This window comes from Pseudoalteromonas sp. US3C1013, from assembly GCF_048401115.1.
GTDB classification, from domain to species: Bacteria; Pseudomonadota; Gammaproteobacteria; order Enterobacterales; family Alteromonadaceae; genus Pseudoalteromonas; species Pseudoalteromonas undina.
On sequence record NZ_CP183075.1, the window covers coordinates 896322 to 914322 of the forward strand.

At 40.7% G+C, this 18001-nt stretch carries 14 protein-coding genes; 5 read left to right on the plus strand and 9 right to left on the minus strand.

Annotated features, from left to right (window positions below; genetic code table 11):
- Nucleotides 1-29 precede the first annotated feature (29 nt).
- Genes ACNSN2_RS04180 through ACNSN2_RS04205 form a run of 6 tightly spaced genes read right to left on the minus strand, consistent with a single transcriptional unit; the run spans nucleotide 30 to nucleotide 6883 of the window.
- On the minus strand, nucleotides 30-1673 hold the full coding sequence (locus ACNSN2_RS04180) for a BatD family protein (RefSeq protein WP_109875538.1): 1644 nt from the start codon (nucleotides 1671-1673) through the stop codon (nucleotides 30-32).
- Nucleotides 1667-3565 carry a VWA domain-containing protein gene (locus tag ACNSN2_RS04185; protein WP_418608628.1) on the minus strand — a complete coding sequence of 633 codons (1899 nt, stop codon included), beginning with the start codon at nucleotides 3563-3565 and terminating at the stop codon, nucleotides 1667-1669. Before ACNSN2_RS04185 ends, ACNSN2_RS04180 begins: the two co-directional genes overlap by 7 nt.
- On the minus strand, nucleotides 3565-4548 hold the full coding sequence (locus tag ACNSN2_RS04190; RefSeq protein ID WP_055011727.1) for a vWA domain-containing protein: 984 nt from the start codon (nucleotides 4546-4548) through the stop codon (nucleotides 3565-3567). The genes ACNSN2_RS04185 and ACNSN2_RS04190 overlap by 1 nt, the downstream gene beginning before the upstream one ends.
- Nucleotides 4541-4975 carry a DUF4381 domain-containing protein gene (locus ACNSN2_RS04195; RefSeq protein WP_138621466.1) on the minus strand — a complete coding sequence of 145 codons (435 nt, stop codon included), beginning with the start codon at nucleotides 4973-4975 and terminating at the stop codon, nucleotides 4541-4543. Before ACNSN2_RS04195 ends, ACNSN2_RS04190 begins: the two co-directional genes overlap by 8 nt.
- A gap of 3 nt (nucleotides 4976-4978) precedes the next feature.
- The gene (locus tag ACNSN2_RS04200; RefSeq protein ID WP_418608629.1) at nucleotides 4979-5923 is read right to left on the minus strand and encodes a DUF58 domain-containing protein; all 945 of its coding nucleotides are present in this window, start codon (nucleotides 5921-5923) and stop codon (nucleotides 4979-4981) included.
- Nucleotides 5924-5926: 3 nt separating this feature from the next.
- Nucleotides 5927-6883 carry an AAA family ATPase gene (locus tag ACNSN2_RS04205; protein ID WP_418608630.1) on the minus strand — a complete coding sequence of 319 codons (957 nt, stop codon included), beginning with the start codon at nucleotides 6881-6883 and terminating at the stop codon, nucleotides 5927-5929.
- 329 nt (nucleotides 6884-7212) lie between these two features.
- Here ACNSN2_RS04205 and fadI point away from each other — a divergent pair, with 329 nt between their 5' ends.
- Nucleotides 7213-8523, plus strand: coding sequence for an acetyl-CoA C-acyltransferase FadI (gene fadI / locus ACNSN2_RS04210; protein ID WP_010391348.1), 1311 nt, complete (start codon nucleotides 7213-7215; stop codon nucleotides 8521-8523).
- Nucleotides 8523-10715, plus strand: a complete 2193-nt coding sequence (gene fadJ, locus ACNSN2_RS04215) for a fatty acid oxidation complex subunit alpha FadJ (RefSeq protein WP_418608631.1) — start codon at nucleotides 8523-8525, stop codon at nucleotides 10713-10715. The genes fadI and fadJ overlap by 1 nt, the downstream gene beginning before the upstream one ends.
- An 86-nt stretch (nucleotides 10716-10801) precedes the next feature.
- Here fadJ and ACNSN2_RS04220 read toward each other — a convergent pair whose 3' ends face one another.
- Nucleotides 10802-11188 (minus strand): MmcQ/YjbR family DNA-binding protein, encoded by a 387-nt coding sequence (locus ACNSN2_RS04220; protein WP_054202136.1) that lies wholly within the window; start codon nucleotides 11186-11188, stop codon nucleotides 10802-10804.
- 193 nt (nucleotides 11189-11381) lie between these two features.
- Here ACNSN2_RS04220 and yeiP point away from each other — a divergent pair, with 193 nt between their 5' ends.
- Together yeiP and ACNSN2_RS04230 are read left to right on the plus strand one after the other, a co-directional pair.
- Complete coding sequence (gene yeiP, locus ACNSN2_RS04225) at nucleotides 11382-11954, plus strand: elongation factor P-like protein YeiP (RefSeq protein ID WP_010391355.1); 573 nt, start codon at nucleotides 11382-11384, stop codon at nucleotides 11952-11954.
- 148 nt (nucleotides 11955-12102) lie between these two features.
- The gene (locus ACNSN2_RS04230) at nucleotides 12103-12306 is read left to right on the plus strand and encodes a hypothetical protein (RefSeq protein WP_075170587.1); all 204 of its coding nucleotides are present in this window, start codon (nucleotides 12103-12105) and stop codon (nucleotides 12304-12306) included.
- Here the strand turns inward: ACNSN2_RS04230 and ACNSN2_RS04235 are convergent.
- The gene (locus ACNSN2_RS04235) at nucleotides 12303-14543 is read right to left on the minus strand and encodes an EAL and GGDEF domain-containing protein (protein WP_010391359.1); all 2241 of its coding nucleotides are present in this window, start codon (nucleotides 14541-14543) and stop codon (nucleotides 12303-12305) included. The genes ACNSN2_RS04230 and ACNSN2_RS04235 overlap by 4 nt on opposite strands.
- Nucleotides 14544-14594: 51 nt before the next feature.
- Nucleotides 14595-17318, minus strand: a complete 2724-nt coding sequence (locus tag ACNSN2_RS04240; protein WP_418608632.1) for an insulinase family protein — start codon at nucleotides 17316-17318, stop codon at nucleotides 14595-14597.
- Nucleotides 17319-17501: 183 nt separating this feature from the next.
- Between ACNSN2_RS04240 and sixA the strand changes: the two genes are divergently transcribed.
- On the plus strand, nucleotides 17502-17978 hold the full coding sequence (gene sixA / locus ACNSN2_RS04245) for a phosphohistidine phosphatase SixA (protein WP_021033112.1): 477 nt from the start codon (nucleotides 17502-17504) through the stop codon (nucleotides 17976-17978).
- Nucleotides 17979-18001: the final 23 nt, after the last annotated feature.

The window sequence follows — 18001 nt, forward strand, 5'->3', positions numbered from 1 at the left end:
ATAGGCCAAAAAAGTAACTAAGATTCTTATTAAGAATATAGCTCTTTTAACGCAGATGATGACTTAGCTGTGTGCGATTGATGTTTTTTTAATAAACTAACAATCGCTTCTAAATCAGTGCTAGCCGATTGGTTACCGTACAACTGTGCTTGTAAATTATTTACCTGCGCAGTGAACTGCGAGTTGTTTATCATAGCGCATAAATGGGTGAGAGCTCCTACCTTTTTATCTGTTCGAGTTAGCGCGTATAGATTAAGTGCATCGTAAAATGCTTTATTATCATGGCTTTTAGCAAGTATTTGCAGTGTTTTTAAATCTGCTTGCTGATTGCCTCTATGATTTGCTTGCGTCGTTTGTTGCACTTCTTTAGCTGAGCGTTTCATAAAGTAAAGAACCAGGGTCACAATCCATAATATGTAACCTAATACGGCTACAATAATAAGCCATAGAGGCGTACTAGTGTGGCGTTGCACGCTGAGCGCTTGCTGCGTTGGCTCTGCATCCGTGTTGTTTAAAGTACTTTCAACGGGTGTATTTAGTGAGTTTGCTGGCGCTGTGGTACTTGGTGTTACCGTAATTGTGCGTTCTGGTAAAGTTGCGTAACTAATTCGGTTCATTTTGGTGTTATACCAAGGCAGGGTAATTTCAGGCAATGTATAAGTGCCTGGTGTTTGTGGTAGTAGCGCAAATGAGGCGCTTTGCTGTGATACCACTCGACCATCGCGTACTGCATTATTAGTCTCTTTTTCATCTGGGTAGCTGCGAATACCATCTATAGTAGGCATATCAATTTCGGGTAGTTGCTCCTTAGTAACCCCTAATGCGGTAAGCATAATAGTGCGTGTTATTGGCGTGCCGGCCTCAACGGTATTATCGTCTGGTTGCCATTGCTCGGTTAGACTTACTAATTCACTGGGTAACCAATCACCTTGATAATTCTCAGGGATGGGTTTGATTTCAATCTGTTGTTCATCGCCAAGTGCCGACACCTCTAGTTGGCGATAGTTTTGTTGAACACGCCCTTGAAAAACCGGTGCTTCAATGGTGTATGCACCACTTTTTTGCGGCTGAATTAAATAATTACGGGTGATCACTAAATAACGTTTACCGTTAACCAGTTCATAATCTTCACTTTGCTTACCTAGCTGGGTGAGTTGAGCATCTTCCATGCTTGGCGTGCTTAAGCTGCCATCAAGTAGCTCTTTAGCTAAGTAAAGTTTAATGGTGTAAACGCCAGCCTCTTGCACAAATAAGCTGTTATTTGTAAGCGAGCTTTTTAAAAATATATCATCATTTTTGCCCGCATCGCTGCTTCGCTCTTTAACCGACAAGTTTATTGGTTGAGAGCTGAGCCCTGCAACACTAAAAGAAGGAATTGTGTATTCGCCGGCTTTGCGAGTCATTAACTTAACAGACCACGATGTTTGTTTTTTAATGCTACCGTTAATAATGTTGGTGCGGCTACTTAAGCTCATAGGGCCGACTACGAAATCCTTTAACAGCGCTGAAGTATCGGGTTGTTGCCCTTTGATTGAATCATCAACGCTAATATTGAGCATAAAAAACTCACCTGCCAGTACCGGGTTTTTATCTACGCTTGCCTCTAATGAAGTGGCGGCCATTAATGGCATGGCAGTTAATAGCAATAAACAGCAAAATAATCGCATTACCATGATTTTTCTACTCCTGTTGGACGGCGTTGATATTGTCTTTTTTGGGCTTCTAATTGCATTTTGTTTCTTAATAAAATAGCGGGATCGTCGGGCACTTTTCTTAGTAACTGATTTAGTTGCTGTGCTTTCTCTTTTTCTTCATTAGTGAGTTCAGCCGCCTGTGCTTGCATAGCTTGTTGTTGTGCTTGCTGCTTCTGCTCATCTGATGGCGGTTGCTCATTCATTTGATTGGGTTGACTTTGTTGCTCGTCTTGCTGAGGCTTACTATCGTCGTCTTTGTTCTCGTCTTGTTGGTTTTGTGATTGAGCTTGCATGTCAGGCTGATTTTGTTCATCTGACTGCTCACCAGATTGGCTTTGTTGATCTTTTGATTGCTCCGAGGGCTCACCCGATTGCTGCTCTTCACTGTTTTGACTGTTATCTTCGCTTTTATCTGCGTTATTTTTATCGCCGTTTTTTTGCTGATCTTGTTTTGATTTATCTGCATCATCTTGACTTTGATCATCTTGATTTTGCGAATCATTACCTTGTTGGTTTTCTTGGTCTTGCTGTTGCTTAAGTAACTGCTCAACTAACGCTTGGTTATCGGCTGCTTGGGTAAAATCAGACTGCAGTGATTGCGCTTGTTTGTAAGCGTTTATAGCAGCCTCTAATTGTCCGGCTTTAGCCAGTGCATTACCGTAATTGTAATAACCAGTAGCTGATTTATCTTGACTAAATTCGTTCAGAGCGCCTTCAAACTGACCTTGCTGATAAAGTGCAGCGCCTTTGAGAGCGTTGGACTTCGCTTGCGCTGCTTGTTGGTACTCTTGGTTGTTGTAAGCTTCTAATGCACGCTGATCGGTATTTTTAAATAGCGTTGGTAACTCTACTGCATGGGCATTTTGCTGAGGTATAAAGCTTAGCAATAGCACCGCACCAATAAACGCAGAGCGCCTAAATAAGTATAGAGCTAAGGGCAGCAAAATAAGCAAGCCATAAATGCCAGCATCGATTCGCCACAAGGCTAAATTTGGTTTTTCACTTTTTAGTATTTCACTGTTTGCTTGCGGTGAAAAAATGGCAATATCGCTATTACTTGGTTGATAATTAGCGTATTGGCCGCCACTATTCTTTGCTATTCCTTTGAGTAAAGAACCATTGAGTGTAGGCACTACAATTTGGCCGTAATTATCTTTTAAAAATCCGCCTTCAGGTAACTTTATTGGTGCACCTTGCTCAGTGCCAATACCGTAAATATTAAGTCGATACTGGCTACTGTTAGTAAAACCACTTATATCACTTTGCTGTTGTTGTTCAATACCATCGGTGATCAAAATAATATCACCATCTAGGTAGCCTGCTTGAGTGAGCAGCTCTTGCGCCATGTCTAAACCTGCCAGCACGTTGGAGCCTTTATCAGGCATAATTTCAGGGCTCAAACTAGGAATAAGATTAGCAAGGGTGGTTGCATCATTGGTCAGTGGAGAAATGGCATAGGCAGTGCCTGCGTAGGCTACTAATGCAGTATCACCTTCTTTAAATAACTCAATCATATCGAGGGCTTTAAAGCGAGATTGCATTAATCGATTAGGAGCAATGTCGGTGCTATACATAGAGTACGACATATCCATTACAATAACGCGGGCACTTTTGCTTTGAAATACAGGGACTTGCTTTTCCTCAAAACTCGGGCCTGCACTAAATATAATGGCTAAACTGCAAAATAACGCAACTAGCCACAGCGGCTGACGAGCCTGATTATTTGATTCACTCATAACAAATTGTGCTAAATGTGGCGCAATGAGTGGCGCCGATTGGGCTTTTTTCTTTTTAAGCATGGCAATAAAAAACAGCCCTAGGGCAGGGAGTAGCAGCCATAAAATAGCGGGGCGAATAAACTCAAAATCCATTAGCTTGGCTCCTTCAATGCACGTACTGTTTTTAAAAATGCCATTGCACTTATTAATAGAATGGCCAGTAATAACGGATAATAAAACAAGGCTGTTTGCGGGCGAAAGGTCTGCTCATCGGCACTAATTGGCTCGAGTTTATCAAGCTCTGCATAGATTTGTTGCAACCCAGCGACATCTTTGGCTCTAAAGTACAGACCCCCTGTTTGTTCGGCAATATTTTTCAGTAAACTCTCATCTAAATTGCTGCCCCCAGAGCCCATATTAAATAAACTAAAGCCACGAGGGTTATCTGAGCCGACTCCGATGGTGTACACTTTTATGCCTTCTTCACGAGCTAGTAATAGGGCATCTTCGGGGTCAAGGTTTCCTGCGGTGTTTTGTCCATCTGTTAGCAACACCACAATGCGATTACTTTCTTTTTTACTAGCAAAGCGTTTAACCGATAAGCCTAAAGCGTCACCAATAGCCGTGGCACGTCCTACTAAACCTATTTGTGCTTCAGTAAGCATTTTGCTGACGGTTTTTACATCACGGGTGAGAGGTGTTTGCAAAAACGCTGTATCACCAAACAATATTAGCCCAAGTCTGTCGCCTTGACGCTGCTCTATAAAATCGCTAAGCACTGCTTTAACCATAGTTAAACGGTCAACATATTGGCCATTATAAGCCATGTCTTGTTCTGTCATTGAGCCGGATAAATCCACAGCGAGCATAATGTCGCGACCTTCATTAGGCAGCGATATAGGCTCATCTAACCAAGTAGGGTTAGCCGATGCTGTTACTAATAATGCCCATAGCAACCATTCAAGAGTGTTTAACTTACGTGCACTGGGCTCTACATGTTGATTATTTAAATTATGCGATGCAAAACTTGGGATGCGTAAACGTGTCGTTGCATTACTTGCTGCGGGTTTTAATAGCAGTAACGTTAAAGGAAGCGGCAGTAATAAAAACAGCCATGGCCAGCTAAATTCAAACATGCAGTGGCTCCTTTAGCTTAAATTGTTTAATAGCTTGGCGAAACTTATCACTGAGTGCCGGTGGTGTTTGTGCTGTGCTATATAGGCTTGAAATTTCATCTTCATTAAAACGAATTGCAGCAAGTTGACTTAGGGTTTTACACCAGTTAGCTGTGGATTGCGCTGCTAAGCGTGGATCGTAATAGGTGATCACTAAACGCTTTAAAATAATATGCAATTGCTGCGCTGATTGTTGTTGATTAGCTAATTTAATCGCATTACGTTTTGGTTTTTTAAATTGATAGTTTTTGTACATAATTATAATTAAGCCACACACTAAGCACAGTGCAATGCTAATAACTACCCACCAAGCAGGGGCTAACGGCCACCAGTCAACGTGAGAGGGAGCAATAATATCGTGAAGGCCATCAAGTGGGGAGGTTTGCATGATTTATCTTCTCACTAATTGCAGTTCCAGCGCAGTGGCTGCATCGAATGATAATAGGTTAAGCCCAGATTTTGTTAAACGATTAATACGCGCGCTAAATGCTTGCTCGGCATTATTGGCAAATCGTTCTCTAAAACTGTTATCCATCAAAGGGAGGGCAAACTGCTGATTATTAGCACTTACCGTAACCGCTTGTTGGAAAGCAGGTAACTTATGCTCGAAGGGGTCGCTAATATGGCAGCCTATTAACTCACAGTGCCGCGCAAGTAATTCGAGTTGTTTAAAGCTGGCGTCATCTAAGGCGTTAAAATCGGATACGATATAAACCAAACTACCGGGTTTAGCTAAGTGATTTAAACGCTTAAGGTTGTCACTAAAGTTATTACTGGCAGGTTTATCAATATTTTCAAGTGCCTGCTGATGGGCGTCGCATAAATTATGACACAGCTTTAACACGGCCTTTTCACGGGCACTAGGTTTAAGCTCTAAATGCGAGTGCTGATTAAACACAATACCGCCAATTCTATCGCCACGTTGGCAAGCAGACCATGCAACTAAGGCGCTAATATGTGCAGCTTGCACCGACTTTAATAATAATTGAGAGCCAAATAACATGGAGTTTGAAAAGTCGGTAAATACAAATACCGGGCGTTCTTTTTCTTCTTGAAAAAGTTTGGTGTGGGTTTCACCGGTACGAGCCGTGACCCGCCAATCAATAGAGCGTATGTCATCACCGTGTTGGTAATGGCGCACTTCGGCAAACTCCATGCCACGGCCTTTATGCGGCGCTAGATATTGCCCCGCTAAGGTATTTTTTATTCTAACTTTAGGTGCCAGCTCAAGCAGTTGCGCTTTTGCTTTATAATACATCAGCTCTTTAAGCGATAAATTAACACCATGGCTATGACTTAATTTAAGCCATGCCTGAGAATCAAAGTGTGTTTGCATAACTTAAGGTACAGCAACTAGTTCAACAATACGGCTAATAACCTGATCTTTTGTAATACCATCGGCCTGTGCTTCGTAACTTAAAATAATACGATGGCGTAATACATTATGTACCACAGCTTGAATATCGTCAGGCGATACAAAATCACGACCACTTAACCACGCATGAGCGCGGGCACATTTATCCAAAGCAATCGTGGCACGTGGGCTGGCGCCGTATTCAATCCAGCGGCCAAGTTGCTCATCTAAGTTTGCGCCTTCTCGAGTAGCAATAATCAACTGAACTAAGTATTGCTCTAGTGGCTCTGCTAAATACAGACCCAAAATCGCTTTTCTAGCGGCAAACAGCTCTGCTTGCGAAATTTGCTCAAGCACTGGGGCTTCATCACTAAGTGCTTCACCACGGGTTAGGCGTAAAATATCAAGCTCGTGCTCTGCACCTGGATAATTAATACTTAAATGTAATAAAAAACGGTCTAATTGCGCCTCAGGTAGTGGGTAGGTCCCTTCTTGCTCAAGCGGATTTTGTGTTGCCATCACTAAAAACAGGTCACTAAGTGGATACGTATTTTTGCCCACAGTAACTTGGCGCTCGGCCATTGCTTCTAATAAAGCTGATTGTACTTTCGCTGGTGCTCGGTTTATTTCATCCGCTAATATGAGGTTATGAAATAAAGGGCCTTTTTCAAACACAAACTCACTGGTTTGTTGACGATAAATATCAGTGCCGGTTACATCGGCAGGTAATAAGTCTGGGGTAAACTGAACACGCTGAAACGAGCCTTCAATACCTTTTGCTAAAGCATTAACCGCTCGCGTTTTTGCAAGCCCCGGAGGGCCTTCAACAAGTAAATGACCATCGGCTAATATAGCAATTAAGAGTGCTTGAGTGAGCGCTGGCTGGCCAATAATTTGGGTGTCTAAATACGTTTTTAAGTTTGAAAATGCGTTAGCTGCCATAATAAGTGGACTGTCCTCGTCAGCTTAAATAATACCTAAAGTGGTTAGGTAACAAATACTGAGCTAGTTATAAGGTTTATAAGTGGATAACTCAAGAGTTAGACTGATTTTTTGAAAATAGTTCGTTATTTTTTAACGCTTTTTAGCCTAACACAAAACTTTGTAAAACCTGCTAAAAAAGCCTATTGTATTACCCTTACACAATGTATGTAGTGATTTACAATGGCGCTTTATGATTAATTTACGTTTATCTATTGGCTTTATCACACGGGTTGTTTAGAATCGAGGAAAACATACAGGTCTGACCTGTCAGCGGGAGAGAATAATAAATGTCTGAGCAAAACATACTTAAAACACCAAAAGGCGACCGTATTGCCATTGTAAGCGGCCTACGTACTCCTTTTGCTAAGCAAGCAACTGCGTTTCACCATGTACCAGCATTGGATATGGGTAAGCTAGTAGTTAATGAAATGCTTGAGCGATTAAATTTCGACAAGTCAGAAATCGATCAACTGGTTTTTGGTCAAGTAGTACAAATGCCAGAAGCGCCAAATATTGCACGTGAAATTGTATTAGGTACAGGTATGCCAGTGGGCGTTGATGCATATTCAGTGTCACGTGCGTGTGCAACTAGCTTTCAAGCAATTGCAAATGTTGCCGAATCTATTATGGCAGGCTCTGTAAACGTGGGTATTGCTGGTGGTGCCGATTCATCGTCTGTATTGCCAATTGGTGTAAGTAAAAAATTAGCCGGCAGTTTAGTCGATTTAAACAAAGCCCGTACGCTTGGTCAGCGTTTAAAAATATTCTCAAAACTACGTTTAAAAGATTTATTACCAGTACCGCCAGCGGTTGCTGAGTACTCAACGGGTTTATCAATGGGACAAACAGCTGAGCAAATGGCTAAAACCCATAATATTAGCCGTGAAGATCAAGATGCTTTAGCACATCGTTCTCACTCATTAGCAACTCAAGCTTGGGCCGATGGCAAGTTAAAAGATGAAGTAATGACGGCGCACTTACCGCCTTATAAAAGCTTTATTGAAGAAGATAACAATATTCGTAAAAACTCAACGGTTGAAGGCTACGCTAAGCTTAAACCGGTATTTGACCGTCAGCACGGCTCTGTGACTGCCGCTAATGCAACCCCATTAACCGATGGCGCAGCTGCAGTGTTAATGATGAGCGAAAGCAAAGCAAAAGCATTGGGTTACGAAATATTAGGCTACGTACGCAGTTTTGCGTTTTCAGCCATAGGCGTAGAAAAAGACATGCTAATGGGGCCTGCCCACTCAACGCCAATCGCGCTTGATAGAGCAGGTATTACGTTAGCTGATTTAGACCTTATTGAAATGCATGAAGCGTTTGCATCGCAAACCTTAGCGAATATGAAAATGTTTGCTTCAGATAAATTTGCACAAGAGCACTTAGGGCGTAATAAAGCCATAGGTGAAATTAACATGGATAAGTTTAACGTTAACGGCGGTTCACTCGCTTATGGTCACCCATTTGCGGCAACCGGCGCGCGTTTAATTACACAAAGCTTATACGAGCTTAAGCGTCGTGGCGGTGGTTTAGCGTTAACGACTGCCTGTGCTGCGGGTGGTTTAGGTGCAGCCTTTGTATTGGAGAGTGCGTAATGACAGATTCAGTATTTAATTTAACGGTTGATGATAACAAAATAGCCGTGGTAACCATTGATGTGCCGGGTGAAAAAATGAATACCCTGCGTGACAGCTTTGCTGATGATTTAAAAGCATTATTAGCACAAGCTAAAGAGCATGCAGTGAAAGGTATGGTATTTATTAGTGGCAAAAGTGATAACTTCATTGCCGGTGCTGATGTGAAAATGCTAGACAGCGTTGAAAAACGCGAAGATGCATTAGCTATTAGTGAGTTATGCCATCAAGCATTTTTTGATATGAAAAAACTACCGTATACCACGGTTAGTGCTATTCACGGCGCTGCTTTAGGTGGTGGTTTAGAGTTTGCTTTAGCATGTGATTATCGCGTTGGTACAGATAGCGATTTAACTAAAATTGGTTTACCAGAAGTACAACTAGGTTTATTGCCTGGCGGTGGTGGTACACAACGCTTAACTAAAATCGTGGGTATTCAAAAAGCCCTTGAGTGGATGCTAACTGGTAAGCAAATTCGTCCAAAACAAGCTAAAAAAGCCGGTGTATTGGATGATTGTGTTCCACAAAGCGTACTGCTAAAAGTGGCCAAAGAGTTTGCTGCGAAGAAAAAGCCACAAGCTAAAGAGCCTAAACTTGATAAGGTCAGCAAGTTATTAGAATCAAACCCGTTTGGTCGTAACTTTATCTTTAAAAAAGCTAAAGAAAACGTACTTAAAAAAACAGGTGGTCACTACCCAGCGCCGCTTGCGATTATTAAAGCGGTTCGTGCAAGCGTAGAGCTTGATGAAATGAAAGCGTATAAAACCGAAGCCGAAGGCTTTGCTACGTTAGTAATGAGTGATGAGTCTAAAGCACTTCGCGGTATTTTCTTTGCAACCACTGAAATGAAAAAAGAATGGCGCAACGATGACGCTCCTGCGATTAGTAAAACTGCTGTGTTAGGTGGCGGATTAATGGGCGCAGGTATTGCCCATGTAAGTGCGGTTAAGGCTAAATTGCCGGTACGTATTAAAGATGTGGCAGAGCAGGGCATAAGTAATGCCATGAACTACACATACAAAATCTTAGATAAACGCCTTAAGCGCCGTATTATGTCTAAAGCTGATATGCAGTTAACCATGAACCGCATTACTGGCACTACGGATTACAGCGGCTTTAAGCACATAGATTTAGTGATAGAAGCGGTATTTGAAGATTTAGAGCTTAAGCAAGGTATGGTTGCTGATGTTGAGCAGCAATGCCAAGCGAATACTATTTTTGCAAGTAATACTTCGTCATTACCTATTTCGCAAATTGCAGCAAAAGCAGAACGCCCTGAAAATGTAATTGGTTTACATTATTTCTCGCCAGTAGAGAAAATGCCACTGGTAGAGATCATTCCTCATGAAGGCACGTCACAAGAAACCATTGCTCGTGTAGTTAACTTTGCACGTAAGCAAGGTAAAACGCCAATTGTGGTAAAAGATATGGCTGGTTTTTATGTAAACCGTATTTTAGCGCCATACCTTAATGAAGCGGCTAACTTAATGCTTGCTGGTGAGCCGATTGAAAAAATAGATGCGGCTTTAGTCGAGTTTGGTTTTCCTGTTGGACCGTTGGCATTGCTGGACGAAGTAGGTATTGATATTGGATCTAAAATTGCGCCAATTCTTGAAAAAGAATTGGGTGAGCGTTTTAAAGGACCCGATGCTTTCTCACGCATGATTGATTCAAAACGTCTTGGTCGTAAAACAGGGCGCGGCTTTTATGAATACGACAAGAAAGGTAAGAAGGTTGATGAGTCAGTCTATGAGCTACTAGGTGTAACCCCAGCCCCACGTTTAAATAAAAACGAGATTGCTAAGCGCTGTGTTTCACAAATGCTTAATGAAGCGGCTCGTTGTTTAGATGATGGTATTATCGCAAGCCCGCGTGATGGTGATATTGGTGCTATTTTTGGTATTGGTTTCCCACCGTTCTTAGGTGGCCCATTTAGCTACATGGACAAATTAGGTGCGAGTAAAATAAGCTCTGATATGTCTACATTGGCTAACAGCAATTCCATTTTTGCACCCTGTGAATCACTGGTTGCAATGGCTGATAAAGGCGATAAGTTTTACACTACAGCCACTAAAACAGCTGAAGTTGAGTCAGAGCAGGCAGATAATAAATCGACTGATACTCAAAGTGAGATGACTGAACACAAAGATTAATGTCTTAAGTTAACGTAAAAAAGCCGCAAATTATGCGGCTTTTTTTATGTTTGATAATCAGAAAATATAGAGATATAGACGCTTATTTACAGTAAGGCTTCAATAGCCTGTTTGTCTTTATCTGGCATGTTGTCGACCACCAAATTAAATGAATTATCAATCATACGCTCAATTTCACCTTGTGGTATTGAGCCGTCTAAAATCACTGTATTCCAAAGGCGTTTATTCATATGATAACCTGGAATCACCGAAGGAAAAATATCTCGTAATGACTGTGCTTCATCAGGGTCGCACTTTAAGTTTAGCCACCAAATAGGTTCGCCGTTTTCATCGGTTTCACCCTCATTGCTCAGTGCAAGGGTGGCGAACATCTTATGGTTTACTTTATATACATCAACATCTTTAGCAAAAGGTTGCGTTAGTTTAACTAACGGTTTGTTCATTAAATAAGTATGTACAGTTTGTTGGTTCATGAGCCATTCCTTGAGGTCATAATCGATAACTTAACCATAGCAGCTTTTTGCCACTAGATAACACGTGTTTCAGTCTAAATTACAGATTTATAAGTCAATACGAAGTAAGAAGCTAATCATATCACTTTATTGTTGAACAAAATCAGTTTCGTGGTATGTTTCTCGCAATCAAAAAAACAATAGGAATTCACCCATGCCAAAGGCGAGTGATGTTAAAAAAGGGACGGCTATTGACTTTAATGGCCGTGTATTAGTAGTAAAAGATATCGTACGCTCAGTACCACAAGGTCGTGCTGGTGGTAGTTTATACCGTATGCGTTTATACGATGTAGTAACGGGTAGTAAAGTTGACGAAACATTTAAAGACAGCGATATGCTTAATCTTGCTGATTTAACCCGTCGTGAAGCCATGCTGTCGTATATTGATGGGGATGAGTATGTCTTCATGGATAATGAAGATTACACGCCTTACAATTTAAATAAAGACGCCATAGCGGAAGAAATTCAATTTGTTAATGAAGAAACCCAAGGTGTGCACGTTATTGTAATTGACGGTACTGCTGTAGGTCTTGATCTTCCTTCAAGTGTTGAACTTGTTGTTGAAGAAACCGACCCTTCAATTAAGGGAGCTTCAGCAAGCGCTCGCTCAAAGCCTGCACGCTTATCAACGGGCTTAACGATTCAAGTACCAGAGCATATTTCAACGGGTGATCGCATCCGCATTAATACTGCCGAGCATAAGTTTATGGGTCGTGCTGACAAATAAGCTGTGATGAATTGATAATTGAGAGCCGAGCTTTTAAGTTGCTCGGCTTTTTTGTGTCTGATTTAAAAGGACTACAATTAAATAATACGTTGCTTTAATTTTAGCCAGTTAAACGCTATTATACGCGCCTCAATTTTTAAGCAGTTTGATGACCATGGTATTATTTATTTTACTGAGCGGTGTGTTTATCGCACTTATGTATATTGAAACCATCAAAAAAGGTATGCCTGTGAAGCGCTGGTTATTTTTAGGCGGATTGTTGGGACCTGCAGCGTGGTGTTTATTTAATCTACATTATCGACGTGCATTAATACGCAATACCGGCATAAAAACGTGCCTATGGCGTGCTTAACTTGTTGCTCTAATTAAACTGAGTTTTGATTGGCTTTGTTGTTGTTTTAAAAACGCAGTAAATTCATCTTTTGAGAGTGGTTTAGAGTAGTAATAACCCTGAAGTGTTTCACAGTTAAGCTCTTCCAGTATGCTTATTTGTGAGGCTTGCTCTACACCTTCAGCAACTACATGTAAATCAAGGTTATGTGCAATAGTGACAATAGAGTCCACCATATTGCGGCCACGCTCTGTCTTCATATCATCAATAAAGGCTTTATCTACCTTAAGCGTATTTAGTGGAAACTGTTTCAAATACGCCAGCGACGAATACCCAGTACCAAAATCATCCATAGCTAAATGAATGCCGCGGGCACTTAAAGAGCGCATAATCGCAATGGCTTCTTGTGGGTCGTCCATTACGGTGCCTTCGGTGATCTCAAGTTCTAAAAAGTAAGAGGGCAGTTCATTTTTTTGTAAAATCACATCAATGCGCGAAGTTAAATCGGGTAGGCTAAATTGTTTTGCTGATAAATTTACCGCAACACGAGCGTTAAATAATCCAGCGTCTAACCATTGTTTTACGTCACGACAAGCTTTGTTTAAAACCACTTCACCAATTTCAATAATTTGCCCTGTTTCTTCGGCGATTGGAATAAATACCCCCGGGCTAATAACCCCCTTTTTCGGCGTAATAAAACGCACTAAAGCTTCCATTCCAGCAAGCTTACCAGTACGAATATTCATTTTAGGCTGATAATACACCTCAAAGTGATCTTCTTTTAAGCCAAAGCGCATTAGGTTTTCTATTTGTAGTCGCTTTACTGCTTGGCGGTTCATGGTGTCATTAAAGAACAAGTAGCTGTTACCTTTCTTTTTCGCATGATACATAGCGGTATCGGCGTTCTTTAATAGTATTTCAGGGGTGTTACCATCTTCAGGGAACAGTACTATACCCACGCTTGAGGTGATAGCAAGTTCATGACCTGCCATTTTAAACGGTGTAGCTATTGCCGCTAAAAACTGTTTAGCCATACGGGTGATAGTGAGAATATCGTTGGTGTTTGACATAACCAGCGCAAATTCATCGCCGCCAAGGCGATAAAATACATCATTTTCACGGGTAAGCTTATTTAAGCGCATAGCAAGCTTTGCCAGCAAGCTGTCACCTAACTGATGACCCAATGAGTCATTTATCTTTTTAAAGTTATCTAAATCAAATACTAACAATGCATGGTGTGAATGCTGCTTTGCTAGTTTTTTTAAATCAGAAAAAAATAAATTACGGTTAGGTAAGCTGGTGGTGCGATCTCGATTGGATAAATTATTGAGCTCTGACTCCGTTTTTTTACGCTCGGTTAAATCAGAATACACCACCACGTAATTAGTTATTTGATTTTGCGCGTTTTTAATTTCATCTATCGAAATTTCAAATGGCAGTAGGGCATGGTCGCTATTGCGCAGCTTTACTTCTTCTTGAATATGCTCGTGCTTTCGAACGGTGTCTTTTATAGTTTCTATGTAGCTTTTGTCGTAACCTGCTAAATGAAATTCTTTTTTAAGGTATTGCTCACGCACACCGCCAAACAAAGTTAAAAAGCTTGGATTAATATCAACAAGCTTAAAATCTTTATCATAAATAGCCAGTGCATCCGTGAGTGACTCAACGCATTTTGCAAATAGATTTAGTCGTTCTTCGGTTGATTTGAGCTGAGAAATATCTCTCACCGTGCCAGTCATTCTCAGTGGGCTAAGGTTTGCGTCTTTTTCAATTATTTTTCCACGGTCGAGTACCCAATGCCATTTACCAAAGCTATCTTTAATTCTATAAGTAGCTTCAAAAAAAGTACTCTCTTCAGCAAAGTGTTTTTTTAGTAGGTAATCTACATGAGTTAAATCACGAGGGTGTATAAGGCTTTTATTAGGTGGGAATTCTACTAGATTGTTGTTATTCAACACGTACTTGTCGTTAATACGAATAACTTTGCCGGTTTTTATATTCCAGTCCCAAAGCGTGTCACCACTACCTTCTACGGTACTTTTTAAGCGTTTTTCAGATTGCTGTAATTGGGAATGTGAGCGCTTGAGTGAGTGAATAACTGTTAAAAAGTAAATTAACAGTAATGACATTATTGCACACACGCTAACGACTAGCGCATTTAAGTTCAAGCTAAATGATGACTCAAATGCACTAGCAGAGTAGGCGGTGACCAAAGTGGTCAACAACAGAATGTATTTTATTATTTTTATTTTGTTCATTGTCTTACTTCTTATTTACAAAAGACAATCTAAATCAAGCGCGAGCAAGAGTCAAAGAGAATGCGAATAAAGTGGTAGATTCTCCGATTGATTCACAGATTTAGCGCTTAAAAGCTCATATCTTGGGCGATCAGCATCAAAAATTTCAGCTGCATAGTTTTTTAAATCTTCAAGCGTTAATGCGTTTAAAGAATCTAGCAGGCGTTGCTGCATATTAAACTGATGATCGCCATTGCCAATTGCAAGCCATAAACGTTGTGAACGTAAACGCAAATTTTTGTCTTTTTCGGCAATATGCGTCACTAGCCCATGTTTTTGTTGCAGCCAGGTTTGCTCTGTCAGTTCATCAATGGTTGATAAATATTGACTAATAAACACATTATGCCTGTGCAGTAATGTGCTTGGTTCAAATTTAGGTGACTGAATATAAAAAGCAATTCCGGCACGGGTGTTAAAGGGCGCATAACCGGCACCAACTAAATAACCTAGTTGTTGTGTGGTCCGTAGCTCATTGAAATAATCTTGGTTAATTAAATGATTAAGCGCCATCATTTTTACTTTTTCATCAACATCATCGCTTAATGCTTGATAATAAATCACCATGGCATTATCGCTACAAGCGAGCTCTAATTCGTAACGAGTCACTTTGGTAATTTCAAAGAGTGGGCGCTTTAAATCTTCTATAACGGCTGACTTTTTAAGGTGCAGTGCCACCTTTTTCTGAAACTCAAGCGCTTCATTTTGTTGCCAATTGCCATGTAAAAAAGACTCAACATGAAGTGCATTAAAAAACGCCTGTCTAAACTCATTAAACTGATGAAAGCAGGTATCTTTAAGTGCATTTGCTAACTCGTCAGGTTGTGGATTCCATGGCATTATTTTAGCGCCTAAAATACTAAAGAGCTCACTGACAGGTTTGTTTTGGTTGCTATTACGCCAGTGCCTTACCAGTTGTTTTTTATATTCGGCAAAGCGTTTAGCACAAATTTTTACGTTAAATAGTGCATCAATTAGCTGATCAACCAGCTCTAGTTGGCTTGAAGATAGCCCTGCAGTATGCAGGGTTAAGCCGCCTTGGTGAGAGGTTAAGTGATAACTTAAGCCCGCGAGCTCAGCTGGATAAAATTGCTCGCCAACACTATCCATAAACAAATCAGAAAACAATCGAGTCAATGCCATATGCTTTACATCTTTAACTGCAAAGTCAGAGTCCATGGCTAAATAAAAATGCCCTTTAGCCACTCTGAAGGTGGCATCTTGTTTAAACCAAAAATCAAAGCCAGCTTCTTTTACCAATAATGTTGGATGAGCTTGCTGCGACTCTATTGGGTATAGAACAACATCTTTAGCTAAATAAGGATTTGCGGTAGGTAATAACATTTCACCTTGTGGCTGACTAATTTGTGCCAGCGCTTCAAGCCAATGCAGTGACAATTTTTCAATTTTATACGGTGTGTTATACCAAGCGGCTGTGTGTTCAGGCTCTACACCCGGATGAATCAGCACTAAACGCATATTATGAGGGGTTAACCATTGCATCGCCATTTCATGAGTGGTGGCTTTAAAGCCTTCCATTAAATAGTCGCCTTGTAAGTAATTAACTTCATCGTAATGTTGCATGTTAATACTTAAATTGCTGACCCAGTCAATCAGCCGAGATTTTTCTTGGTTATCAAATGCGATTTGCAGCAGCTTTTGCTTATCTTGATAAAGGCGAGGGAGTTTGCCGATGTTGTTATTTATTAAGCAAATGTATTCAAATACCATTTCAATAATGTCTTCGTAGTATTCAATGCCTTCATCGGTCAGCGCCATACTAATATTAAAGTCTTTAAAGTTACTACCGTTGATACCACCCCCGGCAGAAAGAGCATTGATCCAGCCTTGTTCTTTTAGTACAGAATACAACGAGCCTTGCCCTTCGTACCCTAGTAAGTGGGCAATAAAACTAACTGTTTTATGACGGTAAAAATCGTCAATGTTTGGCATGGCAAAGCTAATAATCAGCTTTTGTACATGCTTGTGTGGCTCAATATGGAGCAACTTACCTAAGTCTTGGCTGCGATAAAGCGGTGCCTCTATGGGTGGCTTTAACTTGCTGTTATTGCCTTTAATCTGCCAGAAATATTGAGTTGCCCATGCCTCAAGAGTATCTAATGATTCATTGGCACAAATGACTAAAGTCATCCATTGAGCTTGGTAATGCTGATTAAAAAAGTCGCGTAACTCATCACTAATACAGCGTTTTCTATCAGCTAATGTTTGTAGGTTGCCTACAGAGAACTTAGCAAACGGATGTGCAGGGTTAACCGTTTCTTTATGCACTTGATAGATGCGCCGGCCATCATCTTTAATCTTTAATTTAAACTCAGCCTCAATCGCATTACGTTCTTTTTCGGTTTCTGCGGGATTTAAGGCGGGCGCTATAAAAAAACGGCTAAATTGTGCTAACGCCGATTCAATATGATTGTTATTAATATCAAAAAAGTAGCAGGTATGTTCCGTACCAGTCCAGGCATTGGTGTTACCACCAGATTGAGAGACAAAATTATTAAAGCTACCGGATTCGGGATACAGATCCGTACCTAAAAACAACATATGCTCTAAAAAGTGCGCTAAGCCTTGCCTATCAAGAGGATCGTCAAAGTGACCAGCGTTAACTGCCATGGAGGCTGCCGCTTTTACTGAGTCCTGATCGCGCACTAAAAGCACTTTTAGACCATTGTCCAGTGTTAGTGTGCGGTAAGCTCTGTTATCATTGGTGCTGATTTTCAAATGATGCTCCTGAAACTAAACGTAAATTGTTAACAACAGATGATAACTTCAGGAATGCGACGCTATTTACCTGAACATCATGAAAGAACTATTTTAAGAAAATAAATAGGTTTGAGTTATTAATATAGCGGAAATTCGAGCAAATTGGCTACTGTTTTATATTCTTTAATTGGTTGATTTTTTATGAAAACAATCTTGATAATGCGTCATGGTGAAGCAACACCGATGCACTCTGATGATGTCAGTAGAAATTTGACTTCTGTGGGTCAGCAGCAAGCTGAAAAAATGGGGCTATGGTTGCAAAAAATGCATGCTCCCAGTGGCCTGTTAGTTAGCCCCTATGTAAGAGCGCAGCAAACGGCTGAGGCTGTTAAAAAAAATAATACCTTTTTATTTGAAGAAACTTGTCACGATGTTATTCCTGAGGGCAATCCTCAAGTTGCTGCAGATTATTTAGAAACGTTAATTGCGCTTCACCCAGAATGCGATACCTGGCTTGTTGTTGCCCACATGCCTATGGTGAGCTATTTGGTTGATCAGCTATGCGCTGGTAATATGCCAATTTTTAATACTGGTGCTGTTGCCCAAATTAGTTACAATGAAGTGAGCCATAAAAGTGATTACATCACTATAGATGCGCCAGCTAATGTAACCGTATAAACTACGAACCTCCCCAGCTTAAA